This is a genomic window from Eubacterium sp. AB3007, from assembly GCF_000688015.1.
Taxonomy (GTDB): domain Bacteria; phylum Bacillota; class Clostridia; order Peptostreptococcales; family Anaerovoracaceae; genus Aminicella.
This window is the reverse complement of sequence record NZ_JIAD01000001.1, coordinates 1,779,467-1,797,830: the sequence shown is the minus strand read 5'-3', so window position 1 is coordinate 1,797,830 and position 18,364 is coordinate 1,779,467. Positions and strand designations below refer to the sequence as shown.

General features: G+C 44.1%; 14 protein-coding genes and 1 pseudogene. 6 read left to right on the top strand and 9 right to left on the bottom strand.

Annotated elements, in window-relative coordinates:
• The first annotated feature begins 114 nt into the window (after positions 1-114).
• Positions 115-492, top strand: a complete 378-nt coding sequence (locus tag P156_RS0108535) for a hypothetical protein (protein WP_027869762.1) — start codon at positions 115-117, stop codon at positions 490-492.
• A gap of 2 nt (positions 493-494) precedes the next feature.
• Positions 495-1,052 carry a hypothetical protein gene (locus P156_RS0108530; RefSeq protein WP_027869761.1) on the top strand — a complete coding sequence of 186 codons (558 nt, stop codon included), beginning with the start codon at positions 495-497 and terminating at the stop codon, positions 1,050-1,052.
• A gap of 262 nt (positions 1,053-1,314) precedes the next feature.
• Here the strand turns inward: P156_RS0108530 and P156_RS0108520 are convergent, their stop codons facing one another.
• From P156_RS0108520 to P156_RS0108500, 5 genes are all read right to left on the bottom strand, one after another.
• Positions 1,315-1,590, bottom strand: coding sequence for a hypothetical protein (locus tag P156_RS0108520; protein ID WP_027869760.1), 276 nt, complete (start codon positions 1,588-1,590; stop codon positions 1,315-1,317).
• A gap of 18 nt (positions 1,591-1,608) precedes the next feature.
• A complete protein-coding gene (locus P156_RS0108515) occupies positions 1,609-2,484 on the bottom strand; it encodes a hypothetical protein (RefSeq protein WP_185752183.1) in 876 nt (291 codons plus the stop codon).
• Positions 2,485-3,411: 927 nt separating this feature from the next.
• Positions 3,412-4,701, bottom strand: coding sequence for an IS30 family transposase (locus tag P156_RS0108510; RefSeq protein ID WP_027869448.1), 1,290 nt, complete (start codon positions 4,699-4,701; stop codon positions 3,412-3,414).
• Between the two features lie 360 nt (positions 4,702-5,061).
• Positions 5,062-7,512: an InlB B-repeat-containing protein gene (locus P156_RS12900; RefSeq protein ID WP_051600859.1), complete on the bottom strand. Its 2,451-nt coding sequence runs from the start codon at positions 7,510-7,512 to the stop codon at positions 5,062-5,064.
• Between the two features lie 442 nt (positions 7,513-7,954).
• Positions 7,955-8,251, bottom strand: coding sequence for a hypothetical protein (locus P156_RS0108500; RefSeq protein ID WP_027869758.1), 297 nt, complete (start codon positions 8,249-8,251; stop codon positions 7,955-7,957).
• Between the two features lie 650 nt (positions 8,252-8,901).
• On the opposite strand from P156_RS0108500, the gene P156_RS13365 reads away from it, so the two are divergent.
• Positions 8,902-11,166 carry a DUF723 domain-containing protein gene (locus tag P156_RS13365; protein WP_185752182.1) on the top strand — a complete coding sequence of 755 codons (2,265 nt, stop codon included), beginning with the start codon at positions 8,902-8,904 and terminating at the stop codon, positions 11,164-11,166.
• Between the two features lie 293 nt (positions 11,167-11,459).
• Here P156_RS13365 and P156_RS0108490 read toward each other — a convergent pair whose 3' ends face one another.
• Positions 11,460-12,590, bottom strand: a complete 1,131-nt coding sequence (locus P156_RS0108490) for a DUF917 domain-containing protein (protein ID WP_027869756.1) — start codon at positions 12,588-12,590, stop codon at positions 11,460-11,462.
• Between the two features lie 56 nt (positions 12,591-12,646).
• A complete protein-coding gene (locus P156_RS0108485; protein ID WP_027869755.1) occupies positions 12,647-13,981 on the bottom strand; it encodes a cytosine permease in 1,335 nt (444 codons plus the stop codon).
• 220 nt (positions 13,982-14,201) lie between these two features.
• Between P156_RS0108485 and P156_RS13585 the strand changes: the two genes are divergently transcribed.
• Both P156_RS13585 and P156_RS13160 read left to right on the top strand, forming a co-directional pair.
• Complete coding sequence (locus tag P156_RS13585; RefSeq protein WP_027869747.1) at positions 14,202-14,768, top strand: helix-turn-helix domain-containing protein; 567 nt, start codon at positions 14,202-14,204, stop codon at positions 14,766-14,768.
• Positions 14,672-15,610, top strand: coding sequence for an IS3 family transposase (locus P156_RS13160; protein ID WP_242838727.1), 939 nt, complete (start codon positions 14,672-14,674; stop codon positions 15,608-15,610). Before P156_RS13585 ends, P156_RS13160 begins: the two co-directional genes overlap by 97 nt.
• An 80-nt stretch (positions 15,611-15,690) precedes the next feature.
• Here P156_RS13160 and P156_RS0108470 read toward each other — a convergent pair whose 3' ends face one another.
• On the bottom strand, positions 15,691-17,247 hold the full coding sequence (locus P156_RS0108470) for a PucR family transcriptional regulator (RefSeq protein WP_081818524.1): 1,557 nt from the start codon (positions 17,245-17,247) through the stop codon (positions 15,691-15,693).
• A gap of 368 nt (positions 17,248-17,615) precedes the next feature.
• Here P156_RS0108470 and P156_RS13580 point away from each other — a divergent pair.
• Positions 17,616-17,942, top strand: a pseudogene (locus P156_RS13580) (transposase); the annotation flags it as partial.
• A gap of 197 nt (positions 17,943-18,139) precedes the next feature.
• Here P156_RS13580 and P156_RS13575 read toward each other — a convergent pair.
• A complete protein-coding gene (locus P156_RS13575; protein WP_242838709.1) occupies positions 18,140-18,343 on the bottom strand; it encodes a hypothetical protein in 204 nt (67 codons plus the stop codon).
• Between the last annotated feature and the right edge of the window lie 21 nt (positions 18,344-18,364).

Genomic DNA, 18,364 nt, shown 5'->3' with positions numbered 1-18,364 from the left:
TATCTTAGGGTATGGCTATATGCCAGAGGAAGTCTTCGACGAGTTTCACTCTTTATCACAATTCCATCGCTATCCAAGCCTCTTTGAAGAAACACACGTAAAGGAGGCGAGCTGATGAGAACTGTTTATAAAGGCAGTGGAGCTCAACATCGCTCTATATCGGAGAATCTCCCCTCCTTAAAGTCTGAGTACGCATACTCAAATGGCTACTTCGGAGACAAGGGGAAAGGCAGAGCCTTTACACGCAATATTGCCAGCGATGATCCTCTATCAACGGCAAAGCACTTTTTTGATACAGCAGGTTACGGTGGCATTGTCCAACAAATGGCTAATGGAAAGGGCCAGAATGTCAAGATGAAAGATGGCAGCATTGTCTCATTCCGAGAAGTATCCACTTCAGATGGATCGCCCGCCGTCGAAATCAATATTTCAAAGAGCACCGATGCCGGTGGATTAAAAAAGCAAAAAATACATTTTGTCAAGGAGAAATAGAAATGAAAACAATAGATATGCGATTCGACCCATGTATATTCAGTAGTTTTCTTGGTAAACAGTTTAATGGGTATCGGTGTGATGAATTCACGTATACAAATTCAGTCACACAAATCGTCGGCATGTTCATCGATGATAATTCCTATAAACTGACAAACATCCAAGAAGCTGTCGACTATTTCGGCAATCCTGAAGATATGGCCGTTTGTAGATTCGAGGAATGCGAGGACACTGATATCCAATCTGCCTTTGTCGATGGAAATCTCAAGGACACTCCAGTTGATGGCATTATTGAAAGAATTGCAATAGTCAACGAAAACCAGCGTGTGTATGAGGGTGGAGTCCAGACTTACGATGTCTGGCTTACCAGAGGCGTCATCTTCACCGTGGACGGCCGCGAGATCTCCTTCGAAAAGGAAAACGTCCCGTTCTCAGAGGAAATTATTATTCGTAAGGGCTATGATCTTCTCAACGAATTTGGAGGAACCGACGATTTCTCCCAGGAATGGGATGAGGGCATTACTGCAATCGCCACGCGAGAAGTTATAGCTCTGGAATAACTCTACAGCATTTATTAAACATTCCTACAAATAGTGGCAGCCTGCTCTGAGGTGACCCCCAAAAGTTAGACCAAGAATCTAACTGGAGGAGGTCAGTTTTGTTATGGCAAAGTATAGTTATGAGTTTAAACGCATGGGGCATTTTCAATAACATACTCGTTATCCCACAGATCCCGTGTCGCAATACAGTAATTGACCGTCGCTTTCAAGCAACGTAGTTCTTCAATCGAAAACATCTTGTTTTCCATGACTTCCACCTCCTTTATGTTTGGTTTGTTACTATTGTTTTTGGTAGATAATTGATGCGCTGCTCTTCTCTCTCAAGGATGTCAGCGATATAGACTCCGTCTGCCATGTCGACCAGAACATGCAGTTGGACTCCAGTTATGAATTCGATTCCAAGGGCGCTGCGAAGTTCTTCGGCGAATAGCTCCTGAATCGCGCGCAGGTCTTTAGTCTCATCAAGTAGTAATGATGATCTGTACATGGTCTCTATTCCATTCGCGGTGCGACCGCGCTTAATAAGCTCATATCTCATGATTTCTCTTCTCCATTATTATCGAAGGTAGTTATGAATTGTATCAAATAAATCATTTCTAGCATGGCCCAGGCACTCAGCAACATGTGCGACCGCATCACGATCATATATGCGGCCTGCATATCTTCCACGACAGATGTATAGTTGATCCGTCCGCAAAGTCGTGATATCTCGCGCATAATACTGGTACATCGCCTGTGCATACTCGCGTCTACACTGGTGTACATTGGTGTGATCACTTGGATTGTAGTAGTCACGAAATTTGCCCGTTTCGAAGGCTTTTCTCACCATTTCTTGGTTCTGTGGCAAAATCTCTGCCACATTGGTCTTCCCGTGCTTTGCTTTTGCAACGCATATGAATAGTCGATTGTCTTTTTCCAAAAGTTGTAAGTTCGATACTCGGCCGTGAATATCGGGCTTCAAGACAATGCCAGTTTCGCGATATACTTGATCCCGATATGCTATCACTTCCTGCCTGCTCAGATCTCGATACTCCGCTTTACGTGCTCCGATTGCCCTGTAGAAATCCAGCTGCTCCTTGTGATTATTCGGATTGAAATATCTGTCACTTCCTCTGCCCTTGTCGCTCTCTGCGTGGCACGGAAGAATCTTATAGTGATCCAAGTTCACCATCCATACTTTCGATAGCTGGGCCCGCTCTCTCGCTAACGTTCTCGGTGTGATTTCACCCCGAAGTGCAGCTTCCTTCCGCGTATCTAGATACTTTTCAAGATATCCCGCTACTTCTCTAAATGATAACCGGTGGCCGGCGATGGAGTTTGCATATCGGTACACAGAAGTTCCAAGCCTTACACAGGCATCGAAAGTTCCCCGGTTATAAAAGAAATACTTTTCCCTGGACTTCATCTTGTCCGCAGCTTCTCCAGCCCTCATCCGGTCACCCCGATCGTGCATCTTGTCCTGATGCTTGCTGCGGCCGAAAGCTCTGCGATCTTTCAGGTTTTTCTCTATCTCTTATCTTATGCTTAATCTTGCCATTTCCATTACACCTTGCTCGTAGTACCAAACGCACAATGCGTCTCGCCCCATCGTGGGACTTGGCTTTTTACCGTCTTACCCGTGACGCCACAGTAAGATAACAATAATCTCCTTTCTCCAGTACTGCGAATTTGGTGGTGGTGATGGTGGATGATCGCATATACTTCAAATCAGAGTCGATATCATGATTCCCGAATCAGCGCATAGAAGAGTGTTCCAGCTGTAACCGGATGATACGAATCCTGATGAAATGCTTTCGCCCGAGTGTGGATGGCGACTCTTTTGACAGATCCAGAAAGACTGGAATAATTAGATTTAGGTAACAAAAAGCCACGCCAATCGGCATGGACTTTAAACCTCTGTTGAGACTAATTAACTTAACTAACTAACATTACTTAACTACATATATATTATAATCCATAAAACAATTATTGTCAAATATGGAAATATCAGTGGCTATGCGGAAAAGAATGTGGTTTACTAACAGATATTTCCATTCATCAAATCACATCAAAACGGAAATATCTGTGTTTTTTTGACACCTTCAAAAGCATGGGGTTGTTTGATACAGTAAGTGCACGTTTGACGATTGTAAACGCAACTAATTTCTCACTAGTATAAATCAGGAAGTTGTGAATGCACTTCTCCAACGAATTGTGGCAGATTGAAGAAGTAAGTTGACGTATGAAGTTGTAATCGCGCTGGAAATCATGTAAAATTCAAGTATGAAGGCACACTAAAACCCGGGTATGAAGAATGCCCGTTTTCAGAAGTTGAAATTGCACCTTGCGAAAAGGTGTGGTCCTGTCTTCATTTTCCGGACTACTTAATGAGTTCGGGCTTAAGGTTTATGGAATCGGCGGCGATCTGCTTCATGGATAGAATGCTGGGAACACTCTTTCCATAGATTGAGGTGAATACCTCAAGCGGTGACCGCCCGTTCCATTTTTTGCGCGGATATGAGTTGATATGGTTCATCATCAGGATGACCTTTTCCTGCGATAAATCATCCATCGACTTGCCCTTTGGGATGATATACCGAATAAACTGGTGATTCCGTTCACAGTGCGCCTTCTGATTGCTGTTTTGCGGATCACAATAAAACACATGGCAGAGTTGTTCTCCGGTTTCAGGATCAAGTTCGATTTTCGTGGGATCGGTGAATTCGCTGCCTCGATCGACCAGAATAACCTGAAACAGTTCCTTGAAGAGTTCTTTTCCCAGAATCTCTCTGAGTGAAGCAAACACAGAGGAAACAGTGGCCGCATTGTTCTGTTCCCGCAGGAAGGCCATCTGCAGATCGCAGTTGGTAAACATGAGGGTGAGAAGAACCTTGCCGCCCTTTCTGCCGATGACAGAATCGCCTTCAACCACATTCATATCCGGATGCTGCGCCATAAATGAAAGATAGTCATCATAAGAGCGCCCCTGATGGCAGGCTTTGTCCACGCGGAGCACCGGACCGCTTTTCCGGCGGTATGATCTACGTACCTTACGGGCGAGATCCAGATTCTTTGCACCAAGAAGGCCGTTTTCAATGTAATCATAGGCTGTCCGTGCCGTGATGGGGAGTTCATCGCGATGGTTTTGAAACACGACATTGACCGATTGTCCCTGCTGGATCAGCGGTGTGACGAGCTCATCCATGGCCTGTAGCTGCTCTTCCGACAAAGAGATGCCAGTTCTTGATTCTTTCAGCGTCGTCTCATACGCATCCTGTGCTTTGCGGGCATTGTAGATGTATCCGTGGAGCCAACAGCGCGACATGGATTCGCAGGCATTGCAAACATAGGGGGCTTTCGTAATGCCAGGGCAGATATCTTCCTGGAATCGTTCGCAATGGATGTTACAGTCTCCGCATCGAACACGGCAGGAACGCGTACGTTTGTGGCATTCCTGAGAGCAGGTTGTGGGCAGATCGCAGGACTTCCTGTGGATGCAGTGGTTACCGTTTCGTGCCTTGAACGTACGATTCTTTTTGACTTCACGGCTAATGGTCGTTCGGCTTTTGCTGAGTCGGGTGGCTATCTCACTGAATCTAAATCCGTGAGCCAGGAGTCGCTCTATGACGATACGGTCTTCCAGTGTCAGGTGTTTGGATGTCTTCTTCATTGTATTAACCTCCTTTTCGGGAAGAAGACAGGACCATATATATCATAGCACATAGAAAAAACCGCGAGAGGTTGTAAGTGCACCTTCGCGGTTTAGATAGAGTCGAAGTTGTAACTGCACGAAATCCCGTGCAGTAAAGAAATCAATTGACCTTCAAAAGCATGGCAATACGAAAAATTTTGGGCTATTTTGCTGATTTTCGGTTTTCTCTGTCTTCGAAAGATTTTGGGGACTTTTCAGATACGAAATTTTGTCTGAGCCGGTTTTGGTCCATAAAAATACAGGCGCGAGTGATTCGCGCCTGCTGCAGCTTTCCCGACCTTTAACTTTTCAAGGACTTAGCTTCTTATTTCTGCCGGGTCATTTGACCGTCACTTTGATCTTCTTCGATACCCCGCTGACGGCGTAGACGTAAACGTTGCACTTGCCTTTTCCGACGGCTGTGATCTTGCCTTTCTTGCTGACTTTCGCTACTTTCTTATTGCTGGATGCATAGCGGAACTTCGCGCAGTGCTTCAGCGGTTTCTTGTTCTTCTTCTGGAGCACCAGCTTGGCCTTGATCTTTGCGGTCTTTCCCTTCTTCAGGGTGAAGGATACCTTCTTGACCTTGACCCCCGTGACGTTGGTGCGCTTGGTGTTCTTGCTGCCCGGTGCGTGGGCCATGATGCTCTTCGCCAGTTTCACCTTCTTTCCCTTCACGGTCTTGTAGGCTACGACGTAGAACTTCAGGTTCTTCTTCGGGTCGAACTTCTTGCCGTTCAGCTTGGTGATGTCAAACGATGTCGTCTTGCCGCTGACGGTCTTGATCTTCTTGAGTTTCTTCTGGCCGCAGTAATTTGCGTAGATCACATAGCTACTCGCCCCCTTGACGGCTCCCCAGGATGCGGTGACTTTGCTCCCGGAGGATCTTGCAGTAATGCCTGCGTCGAGGGCGATCTTGGCCGCTGCCTTATCGACCTTCGGCTGCGGCTGTGCAGGCTTCTTCTTGGCTGTGTATGTCGCCTTGTAGGTGGCATTACCGGTCACCGGTTTGATCTCAGGATTCCAGCCTGCAAATGTGTAGCTGTATTTCGCATCATCCTTCTTGGTCGGCGTCTGGCCGGTGTAGGACGGAGTATCGCCATAGGCCACCTTGCCGCTCTGCAGTTCTGTGCCGTCCTCGTTAACGAAACTGATCGAATACTGTTTTACCGTAGATATATACTTCGCTGTATAGGTAGCGTCACCTGTCACCGGTTTGATCTCTGGGGTCCAGCCTGCAAATGTGTAGCTGTATTTCGCATCATCCTTCTTGGTCGGCGTCTGCCCGGTGTAGGACGGAGTATCGTCATAGGCCACCTCACCGCTCTGCAGTTCTGTGCCATCCTCGTTAACGAAACTGATGTCAAAATTTCTCGGAATCCATCCCCCGTAAAGATCAAAACTGCTGTTGACCTCAGTATGGGAATTATACGGGTGTTCATAAGCCTCGTCCCTGTACCAGCCAACGAAATAATAGCCCACCCGCTTGGGGTCTTTCGTTTTTATTGTTCCGCCTGCTTCTACCGTCTCCGTAAAAGTCGGGTTTCCGTTGTTCGGGTGGAATGTTATCTGGTATAGCTTTACCTCCTGCAGCGCGCTTGCGTAATCTGTCATCGCAGACTGATCAGTTGTCTCATCGCCGTTATATTGTTCATTGAACACCCAGAGCGTATCTCCGCTGCCGAATTTGCCGTCGATATTGATTGGAACGGAGGCATTATCAGCGGCGGATGCCTTTGCAATCCTTCCGTAGTATTTGATATTGCCATTGCTGTCCTTAATGATAGCGGAGATATATTCATTATCTCCAGTCGCAGCCCCGCTGTATGGCACTGTCACGGTACCTGCCTCAGAATCATATGTGATTCCATCTGAACTGATCTTAAAGTCCTTATGCCCATCCAGGCCCGTAATAGTCCCGTCGTCCAGAAGTGTCAGCTTCCATTTACCTGTTGTATTCGTACCCACTTCGTTCAGGGCGCCTTCGGCGCCGGAAGATTTGCCGCCTGCGGCGGCAGATGTGAAGAGAACAGATTTAAGATTCAAATTAAAAGCGGGACGTACACCGAACTCGCGCCTATCCACAGGAAAGCCTATGTAGTTGACAAAGCCGGTAGGGTCGCCGTTAGGGGTGACGCCGTTAGGGTAGACGCCGTTAGGGTCGACATAAGCTGCAAAGCTGTCATAGTAGCCCGGCGAGCGCAGCCACCAGTAATCGCTGGCTTGCAAGAGTTCGCTGAACACAAGAACAACACCAAATCGTTCGCTGAACACAACTAATCCTAAAGCTTCCTCAGTTGATAAAGGCCAAAGATATCCACTTGTTGCAGTACCAGATACGCCGGTGCTATAAGGCTCGTAAGTTGTACACTCTCCAACCTCAAGTGTGCGTTTTTTTACAGCTGTTTTTTCGCCCGAACTGAAACGGTCTTCATAGAGATCATCTATCACACTCTTAAGATTTGAACCCTCATAATCATTATCAGACTTGTCATTGGTGTTGAACTGTACTCCTGTTTTCAGATTATCCGATGCTAACAGTGTCATATCGCCTTCCGTGCTTGCGACGCCACCTCCGTTATAACCAATCACGCGCCACGCGCTGCCTGCATACCACACGGTCTGGGCACCATTCCCCCCGGCATCCTTACTCAAAGCAACGCTGCCCATCGCCATTGACGCAGGGCCTTCATTCGCCGCATATACCGGCACGTTCATCTGCGGCACGAAGCATGCGACCATCGCGAGCGAGAGCACCGCGGTCAGTATCTTTTTCATTATCTTTGCCATATCATCACCTCCATAATAAAGGATGTACTCTTATTATTCGGTCCTTATACTTATATAGATACATCGTTCCTGAAAATTCCCAGCCCTTTTTTGATTATGCCAGAAGTTTTTTTGCCAGATTTGTCAGACTGTTCTGTTTAGAGCATTATATCACACCCGGCAAGGATATGCAGTTTTGACATACGGCTGCATATGTGAAAGTCCCAAAGAACATTCGGAGAAAGTGAGAACCGGAAATCAGGAAAAACAGTGAAGTCCAAACACTTTCAGATAGCCGGGTCGCCGCCAGATCCGGGAACGACCACAGTAATTTCCGCAGCTCATGTTAACGTGCAACCACAGAAATTTCCGCAGCTTTGGTTAATTGCGCAGTTCGGAAAAAAATGGGCAACCACATTTTCTTCCGCATAGCCAATATCAGTATATAACATATGTGTTCGAATTAAAAGGGGCACTCTTCAAAATCCTCATCCCAGAAGTCATCTTCAAAAGGCTCTTCAAGACACTGTTTCGTCTCTGCACTCTCATCGTCAGCTCCAAGCGCCTTCAGTCTTTTCTCCTTCAAATGTTCAGCGATCAAAAGTCTCGCCTCTTCCCACATTTCGTCGCTTTCTTCTTTCGATATACGGTTCCCACCCTTTTTATATCGTTCACTATTCTCTTTCCGCTTATATGCAAGCGTTTCTTTAAGCCCAAATGCAAGATCCTCATCTTCCCACAGAAACTCAATCGACAACATAATACATTACCGCAGGATTTATTGGACGACATATGCGCAAAGTCAATTGACAGAGCGGTAACACTCAAACATATATCAAATGGGAGCAAAGTGACTATTCGTTCAGTCGATGATTCAAATCATGTCATGAAATTACAGATAAAAAATGGGAAAGCTTATATTGGAAAAACAGAGTTTGCTACGAGCCCGAACAATTTATCAAGATTAACTGTTGGCAAAGAGATTGGACTAAGATCAGGAAGGTTTATAATCACTGAGATAGAATAGAATCAGAGCAAAAAACGGGAGTAATACTTCCGTTTTTTGGTTAGGTAAAGAGCCCAAATCGTCCTATGTAAATCCTATAGTGATAAAAAAGTGATAAATGAAACAAATGTAGCAAAAGCAAAAGCCCAGAAACTTTGAAGTTCTGGGCTTCTTTGGCTAATGCATATAGTTTCAACAAAATCCAGTAATCGTCAAATTTTCGTAACACCCCTTTTATGGAATCTGCTTTTCAGAACAATTGTGCTAATCAAGCAAAGGGTTAATATAATTGACACAATGTCCTGACAGATCTTATACTCGAATTGGGGAATTATTAAACAACGATAAACAGTATTCCCTATAAAAAAATAGTTCTACTATAATGGCAAAGAAACATAATAAGAATGAAAACACACGAAGAGTTTATCAAAGAGATGCAGGAAAAGCATCCAAACATAAAGATTGTTGGGACATATGCAGGTTCCGCTAATAAAATCGAATGGCTTTGCTCAAGCTGTGGGGAAAGTCAGTTCTCTCTGCCCTCAAATCTTCTAAAACCCGAAGCAACTGGATTATGCAGAAAATGCTTTCTGCTTCAGCAAGCTGAGAGTCGTAAAAAAGGGAATGAACAATTTCTAAGGGAACTAAAGGAGATTCATCCTGATCTTATAGTCACCGGGACTTTTAAGGGGAACAATCATAAAATTGAATGGATATGTAGTAATTGCGGTCAGAAACAATATTCATTTCCCGGCAATCTATTAAAGCCCTCAAAAACCCCTTATTGTCGAGCCTGCACTCACAAGTTGAGATCATCAATTGTTACTGAGCAGATGGATGATGGTAGAGTCCTATCAATGAGTCAAATCAACTCCAACAATTTCTATGAGGAGTTGAATAAAAAGGATCATCCTCCAATTCTCTTAAGCGAATACAAGGGTGTTCGGGTTAAGCTTCGTTGCAAGTGTTCCGTTTGCGGTTATGAATGGGAATCTCGTCCACGCGATCTATTGGATAATAAGCATCCATGCCCTAAATGTGCCGATCGTAGTCATGCTATCAGCAATGAAGTATTTCTACAACGATTATCCGAGATAAATCCATATGTTATACCTCTTGAAAGTTATACAAGACAAGACCAGCACATAAGATGCAGATGTTCAAGGTGTGGATATGAGTGGTCAGTAACACCAGGCGCATTGCTTAGAGGAAATGGATGCCCGAGTTGTAGCCATACTGCAACATCTTTTTTCGAACAATTCCTACTGTTGTCATTTAGAGAAGTCCTTGGGGAAGACAGAGTAGTTTCCAGAGATAGGAAGACTATCGGATCCGAATTGGATGTATTTGTTCCAGATATGAATTTGGCCTTTGAGTATGGCGCATGGTTTTACCACAAAAGAAGACTTGCTAACGACTTGAAAAAAGTCAAATTGTGTGAGGAAAAAGGGATTAGATTAATACGAATATATGACGCTTGCGGCGAAGATATTATAACAGGCGAAGATGTATTATCATATCCTCATAATATTGCTTTGGATATCAATGATTCCATAGCTGTTGTAAATCGGCTTTTCCAAATGACGAATATTAGTCAAACAATTGACACCGAAAGGTACTCTGCAATATCCGATAAGGCATACGTTCTTTCGCGGAGGATGACCACTGATCAATTCAAAGAAAAAATGGCATTGATTCAACCTAATATAGAAATCGTGGGAGAATATAAAAGTAATTCCAGTAGGATTTCTTGTAAATGTAAGCTTTGTGGACATAAGTGGAGCCCAACAGCACATGGTTTGTTAGCAGGATATGGTTGCCCAGAATGTTATCATAAAGCCCAAACCAAAACAGAGGAATCTTACTTACAGGAATTAAGAGAGGTCAATCCAAATATTGAACTACTCGAACCATATGTTGCGAGTAACAGAAGGATTCTCGCAAGGTGTAAAAAGTGTGGTCATCAGTGGAGGCCATATGCAAGCACACTTCTTCATGGGTATGGATGTGTTGTGTGCAGTAAAAAAGCCATGGAACAAAAGGCACTTGCAGATATTATGGAGGTCAATCCCGACATTGAGGTAATAGGCAAATATCAGGGTATGGGCAAACCGATAAAAGTAAAATGTAAGAAATGTGGAAACACTTGGTCACCAATTGTCAATAACCTAATCAGGAGCGCTTCACATTGTCCCGAATGTAGCAGAAAGAATGTTAATCAAAAGCTCAAAATGAGCAGAGAATCTTTTATCAAACGCTTATCTGAGATTTCCTCCTCAATCGAAGTTATAGGACCTTTCAATGGAGTAAATAATAAAGTGGATGTTCGCTGTACAGTATGTGGCTATGAGTGGTCTCCAAGGGCGATGGATCTGCTTACAGGACGAGGTTGCAGAAAGTGTAAGTATAAAAAACAAGCTGAAAGGCAACGAAGGACTCCGGAGCAATTCGTTAAAGAGATGAGCGTCATTAACCCAGACATTATTGTACTTGGTAAATACACGAAAGCTGGTGAACGGGTCGACGTTCAATGTAAGCAGTGCGGAAAAAAGTGGAGTCCGGTTGCTTCTTCACTGTTGGCTGGAACGAAATGGACGATGCCGATCCGGAACTGGGGTCAGATCCTGGGAGAACTGGCGATCATGTACCCGGACAGGATCCCAGAATAGAAAAAATCAGCTGATGTGTCGAAACCAGAAACGCCCGGAATTGCCGGGTGTCCTTGACATGCCAGCCGATTTCTGATAAACAGTAGACAGGTGCTGAAGGGAAGTTTTTCCCATTCAGATATATCTCATCTCATGAAAGGCCCCAAATTACAGAAAGAATTTCATGCTCCTGAATTATCAATATTTGCGCAGTCTTGATAAAATACCCATACAATTCTCCTTATATCCCCCCAGATATAAAAGAGGAACCCGGCAATATCACCGGAGATCCCTCTGAAATCAATGCACACTCACTACTTTACAGTTTCCTCAATCGGAACGTAATCGAAATCAAATTTAAAGTATCTTGGCCCAAGAATAGCGACTCCTTTTTCCGAGCGGAATACCGGGTTTGCCTTTAAGCCTATTACACAAACCTCATCTCCTACTTTCAGAATCGGATTTGCATAAGGTTCCCCGGTTTTTGCGTCCACCACAGTAATGATGTCGGGGCTAGAGACATAAGGTTTCTCATTCTTCCACATTACATGATTCTCGTTCTTAAAGAAAATCTTAAAGGTATTACCTGCGTCAACACCAGTTCCCTCAATGGTATGATATCCATAATAGTAGCCATCATCCCATGTCTCCTTGTTACTAACGGTACCGGCGGCTAGCAAATAACCATCCAACTCCTTAAGAACAGATTTGACAGGGTCTTGCCCTCCCTCTCTTGCTTCTCGAATCATCTTTCCAATATTGTAGCAAGTGCTCAAGGTTCCCTTATTGATACATTCCCTCATTTCCTTGCCGCTCATGATAAATCCCGCCTGTCCCACCAAGCCGTAGGCGCTCTCAGCAATTTTCTTTCCCAAACGTTCTACAATTCGGTAGTTCTTCGCTTTCTCAATATAGGAAATGTCATTGTATGCATCTACGGAAGCAACTGGCCAAAGAGTCTTTCCATGAAGGTAAGGTGTTGTTTGCTGAATTTCAGGAATAGCGCGGCCTGTATAATCACCGTCTACGCATACTGCTCCGCTAACAATGCCTGCTGTAACACCGCCGGGAGTATTGGCCCCACCGAGTTCAATTGGAACAACGGCATCAATCTTTGTTCCACAGAATTTTCCAAGGTATTCAATGGCTTTAGCAAGCATTTCTTTCTCAGAATAATTAGGATTCACGTAACCGAAATCTGTCATCTCCGCTTCAATCTCCGGGGTATGGGGTGCAATAGAGCCCATCAAGAAGGGGCAAGCGGTAGTTGCTTCATCAGGGATATCATCTGCATCTATCCATCCTACCTTAGTTCCTTTTTCAATCTCGCTCATCAGTGAGTCCAGCCCATTAGCCGGCAAACCGCCTCCTCCTGTTCCCATGAAAGTGCATCCACGAACGAAGTCCTCTGCCATCTGACGATTTTCCAAATACATTGTAGCCATAATAAGTTCTCCTTTCCTAGTAATATCTCATTTTGAGATTCTTTTCGCTACCTTTCCTACTCAACTTTCTTCAGTTCACCTCGTTCACTTTCCTCAAAAAGCCCTCCAAAATACATTTTTCCGGAATCATTCTTAAGGCAAGCGGACAACACAATGTGAACAACTGCTGCCACAACCATGCTGTTGATTGCTGCAATACCCCAGGTAACTGTAAATCCTACAGTGCACCCAGCGATCCAACTAATCAATGCTGGAGTAGAACAAAAATAATGTTTTACGCCGGCACCAAAGTGATAATCCTTCTTCTTTACAAAGAAGTAATCAACAATTAAGATTCCTGCAACTGGTGGAATAGCAGTTCCCAGAAGGCCCAGCCAAGAAGTAAAGTAATTTACGATACCCATCGCTCCTGCAAAGGTTGCGATAATGCCGAATACAATTACGACATATTTTTTCTTCCACTTAGGCATTGCAACAACTGCAGCCAGAGAAGAGTAGTACAAATTGTTATCGTTGGTGGTCCACTGAGCAAGAATTAGAATCAACAATGACCATGTTCCAAGAGTACCCAACAACCCGGTCGCTACGTCACTAGTTCCTACACTTGTGCACATAAAGTAGCCCGCAACAATGACAAAGGTGTTTGCAATCATGAATCCGAAGACAGCCCCTATAACACTATGGCTGCCCTTTTTTCCATAACGTGTAAGATCCGGCTGTAATACTGCACCCATTGCGTAAGCACCAATAACAGAAACAATTCCTACAGCTAAGGACATGGTTCCGTTTGTTTCCAATGCTATTTGGTTAAACGCATCCATTCCACCGACCTTTACAGCTGCAATGCCACATCCGACAATACACATCAATAAAATCAATGGGGATGCAATATTGCTGAGCATTTCCAGGCCTTTATAGCCAATGAATGCTGTGGTCATCATCAAGAAACCACCCCAGACTCCAGCAACTACAGGATCCGTAATTACTCCGGCATTGGGGAACATAACATGTATCGTCTGTCCAAAAAATCCACACTGATAGCCAAACCATCCAAGTTCTACCACGGCAGTAAGAATTGCAAGAATGTAATTCCCTACAACCCCAAAAGACTGACGCATAAGCATGGCAACACCCACGCCTGTCTTCGTACCGATGTAACTCAATAATCCGCCTAAGACTGACAGTATTGCGTTTCCAATCAAACAAGCAATCACAACCTGTGTCAATGTGAGTGCTCCTACGAAACTTGCTCCCACGTACATGGAACTAAGACAAATAATGCTTCCCACAAGAACCATCGCTAGTAAGAACGAAGACCGTCTTTTATCCATCGGCACTGGTATGGTCGCATAATCATTAACATACACTTCTCCATTTTCTGTGCTACTCATAATTCCGCCTCCTCACATATAATCGATTTAGGGCTAATAAAAGATTATGTCCAATAATGCCTACTGTTTATTCACCCTTAAGCCGTTGTAGGAATTATAACAATTGTCAAAAAAACAGGCAATGTTCCAAAAACAAAAAAAGCAAGCCTCTTTCGTTTTCAGAATGAACTGACCCCCAAAAGTTAGACCAAGAATCTAACTGGAGGAGGTCAGTTTTGTTATGGCAAAGTATAGTTATGAGTTTAAACGCATAGTTGTGGATGAATACCTAAGTGGACAAGGAGGCTGTAATTATCTTAGCCAAAAATACAGTCTCACACGATCACTTATCCAGAGATGGGTTTCAAACTATCGTCATTTTGGGGATGACGGTCTTAGAAGAAGCAGACAGAATCAAGTTTATTCTTTTGAATTCAAGCTTCATGTTGTAGAATTGTATCTATCAAGTGAACTCTCATACAAGGACCTTGCACTTCAGGTCGAGATGATGGATCCCGGTCGAATAGCCCAATGGGTTAAGGCGTATCGTGCAGCTGGTCCTGATGCCCTGAGACCCAAAAAGAAAGGTCGAAAACGAACGATGGATAAAGAGAAAGTCATCCGTGAGATCGAAGATGGTGATTCGGAAGAGCAGAAGGAACTTCTTAGGCAATTGCAGGAGGAGAACCTTAGACTTCGGATCGAGAATGCATTTTTAAAAGAAGCGAGGAGGCTGCGTTTAGAGGAGGAAGGTCTTCTGAACGAACTGCGAGAATCGTCCACAGCCTCCGAGGAGAATTCAAATTAAAGGACATTCTCGCAGCAGCAGGACTTCCAAAAGCCACGTATATGTACTGGCAGAAGCGATTTGATCGCGAGGATCCGGATGCTGAGCTTCTTCAGATCATGAGAGATATCAGAGAAAAGCATAAGAACTATGGCTATCGTCGAATCTATGGAGAGCTTCGGAAGCAAGGCATCAAGGTAAACAAGAAGCGCGTCCATCGCATAGTCCAGAAGTATGGCATGCAGGTCACCTCATTCACCAGGAAGAGCCGCAGGTTCAGTACATACAAGGGTGTCGTAGGAAGAATCGCTCCAAACAGAGTGAACAGAAGATTCAACACTAACATTCCTCATCAGAAGATCACTACGGATACGACAGAGTTCAAGTACTATGAGCCGGATGACAAAGGCAGAGTATCCATCAAGAAGTTTTATCTTGATCCATTCATGGATATGTGGAATCTGGAGATCCTGAGTTATGGCATTTCAGATCGTCCATCTGCGCAGAGCATAATGACGGCCTTGAATGAGGCAATCGATGTAACAAGCGATTGCAAGTTCAGACGCACATTTCACTCTGACCGTGGCTGGGCATACCAGATGAATGCTTATCGCTATGAACTGAAGAAGAACAGGATCTTTCAAAGCATGTCTCGCAAAGGCAACTGCTACGACAACTCACCCATGGAAAACTTCTTTGGGATCATGAAGCAGGAGATGTACTATGGTCAGGTATACAGAAGCTTCGATGAACTCAAAGATGCGATAGACAAATACATACGTTACTACAACCAAAAGCGCAGCAAAGCATCTCTTGGATACCGGAGTCCAGTTGAGTACCGGGAAGAGATATTAGCTGCATAGAAAAACTCCAGCGATTTCTCACTGGAGCAAAAGTCTAACTTTTGGGGGTCACCTCAGAACATTGCCACCTTCTTAGGGGTTCATCCTTCCATCATTCGATAAACGCACACAGCATGATATACTACATGCACAGCTGCAGTTTGGTTAAAATCAGTTCCCAGCAGGCTTTCTGCCTTTCGAATGCGGTACTGCGCTGTATTGGGATGAATATGAGTTAATTCTGCAACGTCTTTAAAGCTACGATTTGCATCTATTAAAAATGTAGACAGTGTCTCAATTAACAGTCCATCTCGCTGTTTATCATAATCAATTAGTGGTTTTAGAATTCTTCTTGTTTGCTCATGCGCTTCTTCCTTATCACAGTCTCGTTTGCATGCTACTGCCTCCATCAATTCAAAACGACCAAGCAAACTACGAGAACGGAATAAGTCACAGATAAAGGCCCACTCTTCTACAGTATCGCAAATCATTTGGAAGAGTTCGTGCTCATCACTTACGTTAGATGCATACACCAACTTTCCATCTTCTAGCGGCAAATCAAGATGAAAAAGTGGATCAATTGAGTTACTATTAACGTCAGCGTATTGATTATAAATAATGATTGAAAGGTTCTCTTTCTTTCCTTCTACGTAAGGTACACCTTCTCTTTGTAGCGTTTCTTTGACATTTTGAATTAGTGCGCACGAGGATTTACTCGTATCATACATAATAAAATGCCACGGCATGCTCTCCTCTTGCCGATAAAACATCAACTCCCTGTGCGCTCGCTTCCACTCCTTCTGCACAATTGAATTGATTAAACTGTCTCCTTTTGTAAAGATTAAATTCAATCGCCAGAGGTTAATGCAAAAGCTCATACAAGAAAACATAAACTCAACCGGTACTTTTCTTTCACCTTTGGATGTTATTAAAACTAACGACAGTTCCAAATAACCAGAATAGTAACGTTGACCATAATACTGTGTCTCACCTGCCAATAATTCAAAACGCAACATGTTAAGCGGAAGGGTTCGCATTTCTTTATTTTCAAACTCGAATTCTTCCTTTTCCGACAACGTGCTGCATAATAATCTCTGCGAAGTCACATCTACCGCAACAATCTCCGCATGTCGATTTTTTACGATTTGACTCAGCGCCTCTTTTACGCTACCTCCATTTTGCTGAAGTTGTATCATTGAATTAATAGCGGCATGAAGCATCTCATTGCCCTCACCCCGCACCAACGCCTGGATATCGTTCAACACATCTGCATAGGCGACGCTAACTCGCTCATCATAGTCTATAACAATTAGCGGGAATTCTAGTTCGTTGCACAACTCAACTACCTTACTATCGAATTCCTTCACGACAAATCCATAGTAAAATACTATCAATCCAGAAGCCTTAAGTCTATTCATTGTCCGTATCGCAGTGCATTGGTCTTCCACATTATTTCTTATGTTATATAATGCGGTAATAAGAATTTCATTTTTTTTAAGAGACCCTTCCAGCAGTTCTTCTCCTCCGCCGCTCCCCATTTCTGTCAATTCTAAAATTGTGGCACCACTGACATGACAAGAAGAGCCTTGTTGTCCTGCAATCAGACGCCCTGTTTGCAAGCTTTGAAGTCGAAGAATATCTTGTACTGTTGTTTGCATCTATGTCTTGTATGATCAATATAGAAGCGAATTGACCATTTTTCCTTTCGTTTTCTAATCGTGATGCCATAATACATTCAGATACTGTGGATAAGTTATTTTTCCCTGTAGTACGACTACTGGATAGGAGTGTATTACCGCTACATTATCTGAATCGTTTATAGCTGGATTTGCCGGAGCATGCCCTGAGCACTCATTTCCATCAAGTCTACGAAGGCGATCGTTAAAGTGGGCATCACAGTATCTCACTTAAGGAAGGGAGCTGTTCCTATGAATTACGTTGGCATTGACATTGCCAAACTAAACCACGTCACCACTTCGCATCGGTCGTTTCGGACGATGGCAAGGTACTCGTTAAGCCGTTTGAATTCACAAACGACAATGATGGCTTCTATCCGCTGCTTTCAAAGCTCAATGTCTTTGATACTGACAGCCTCATCATTGATCTTGAATCTACGGCACACTACGTCAACAACCTGTTGTTCTTCCTCGTTTCAAGAGGCTTCAAGGTTTGCCTGATCAATCCGATCCAGTCGGCCGCCATGCGGAGAAACAACATCCGCAAGCCCAAGACTGACCGTATTGATACATTCATTATCGCTAGGATCCTGATGAACGAGCCACATCGATTTGTTGAGTTGCAGGATGTTACCTACCTGCAATTGAAAAACCTGGGTCGAAACCGGATGAATCTGATCAAGCAGCGCTCCCGCCGCAAGATCCAGCTGACCACCTATGTGGATCAGGTGTTCCCGGAATTCCAGTACTTCTTCAAACCCGGCATTCATCAGAAAACCTGCTATGCCATCCTGAAAGAGGCACCACCGCATCAGCAGATCGTTTCCATGCATCTGACTCATCTAAAGAACCTTCTTGTTTCTGCCTCCCACGGTCACTTCAAGAAGGAAATGGCCTTAGAGTTAAGAGTTCTCGCACAGAAGTCGTCGGCATCAGCGACCATGACCTGTCCATCCAGATCGTTCAGGCGATCGAGCAGATCGAACTGCTGGACAGGCAGATCAATGATGTGGACGCCGAGATGAAGGATATCGTTGATACCCTCCGTGATCATGACGATCCCTGGTATCGGATGCAATTACAAGAACTGCATATTCAT

Coding starts and splice junctions, on each gene's coding strand:
- P156_RS0108520 (WP_027869760.1), bottom strand. CDS start 1,590: ATGAGATATGAGCTTATTAAGCGCGGTCGCACCGCGAATGGAATAGAG.
- P156_RS12900 (WP_051600859.1), bottom strand. CDS start 7,512: ATGGCAAAGATAATGAAAAAGATACTGACCGCGGTGCTCTCGCTCGCG.
- P156_RS0108535 (WP_027869762.1), top strand. CDS start 115: ATGAGAACTGTTTATAAAGGCAGTGGAGCTCAACATCGCTCTATATCG.
- P156_RS0108510 (WP_027869448.1), bottom strand. CDS start 4,701: ATGAAGAAGACATCCAAACACCTGACACTGGAAGACCGTATCGTCATA.
- P156_RS0108470 (WP_081818524.1), bottom strand. CDS start 17,247: ATGCAAACAACAGTACAAGATATTCTTCGACTTCAAAGCTTGCAAACA.
- P156_RS13365 (WP_185752182.1), top strand. CDS start 8,902: ATGAAAACACACGAAGAGTTTATCAAAGAGATGCAGGAAAAGCATCCA.
- P156_RS0108485 (WP_027869755.1), bottom strand. CDS start 13,981: ATGAGTAGCACAGAAAATGGAGAAGTGTATGTTAATGATTATGCGACC.
- P156_RS13585 (WP_027869747.1), top strand. CDS start 14,202: ATGGCAAAGTATAGTTATGAGTTTAAACGCATAGTTGTGGATGAATAC.
- P156_RS0108500 (WP_027869758.1), bottom strand. CDS start 8,251: ATGTTGTCGATTGAGTTTCTGTGGGAAGATGAGGATCTTGCATTTGGG.
- P156_RS0108515 (WP_185752183.1), bottom strand. CDS start 2,484: ATGAGGGCTGGAGAAGCTGCGGACAAGATGAAGTCCAGGGAAAAGTAT.
- P156_RS0108490 (WP_027869756.1), bottom strand. CDS start 12,590: ATGGCTACAATGTATTTGGAAAATCGTCAGATGGCAGAGGACTTCGTT.
- P156_RS0108530 (WP_027869761.1), top strand. CDS start 495: ATGAAAACAATAGATATGCGATTCGACCCATGTATATTCAGTAGTTTT.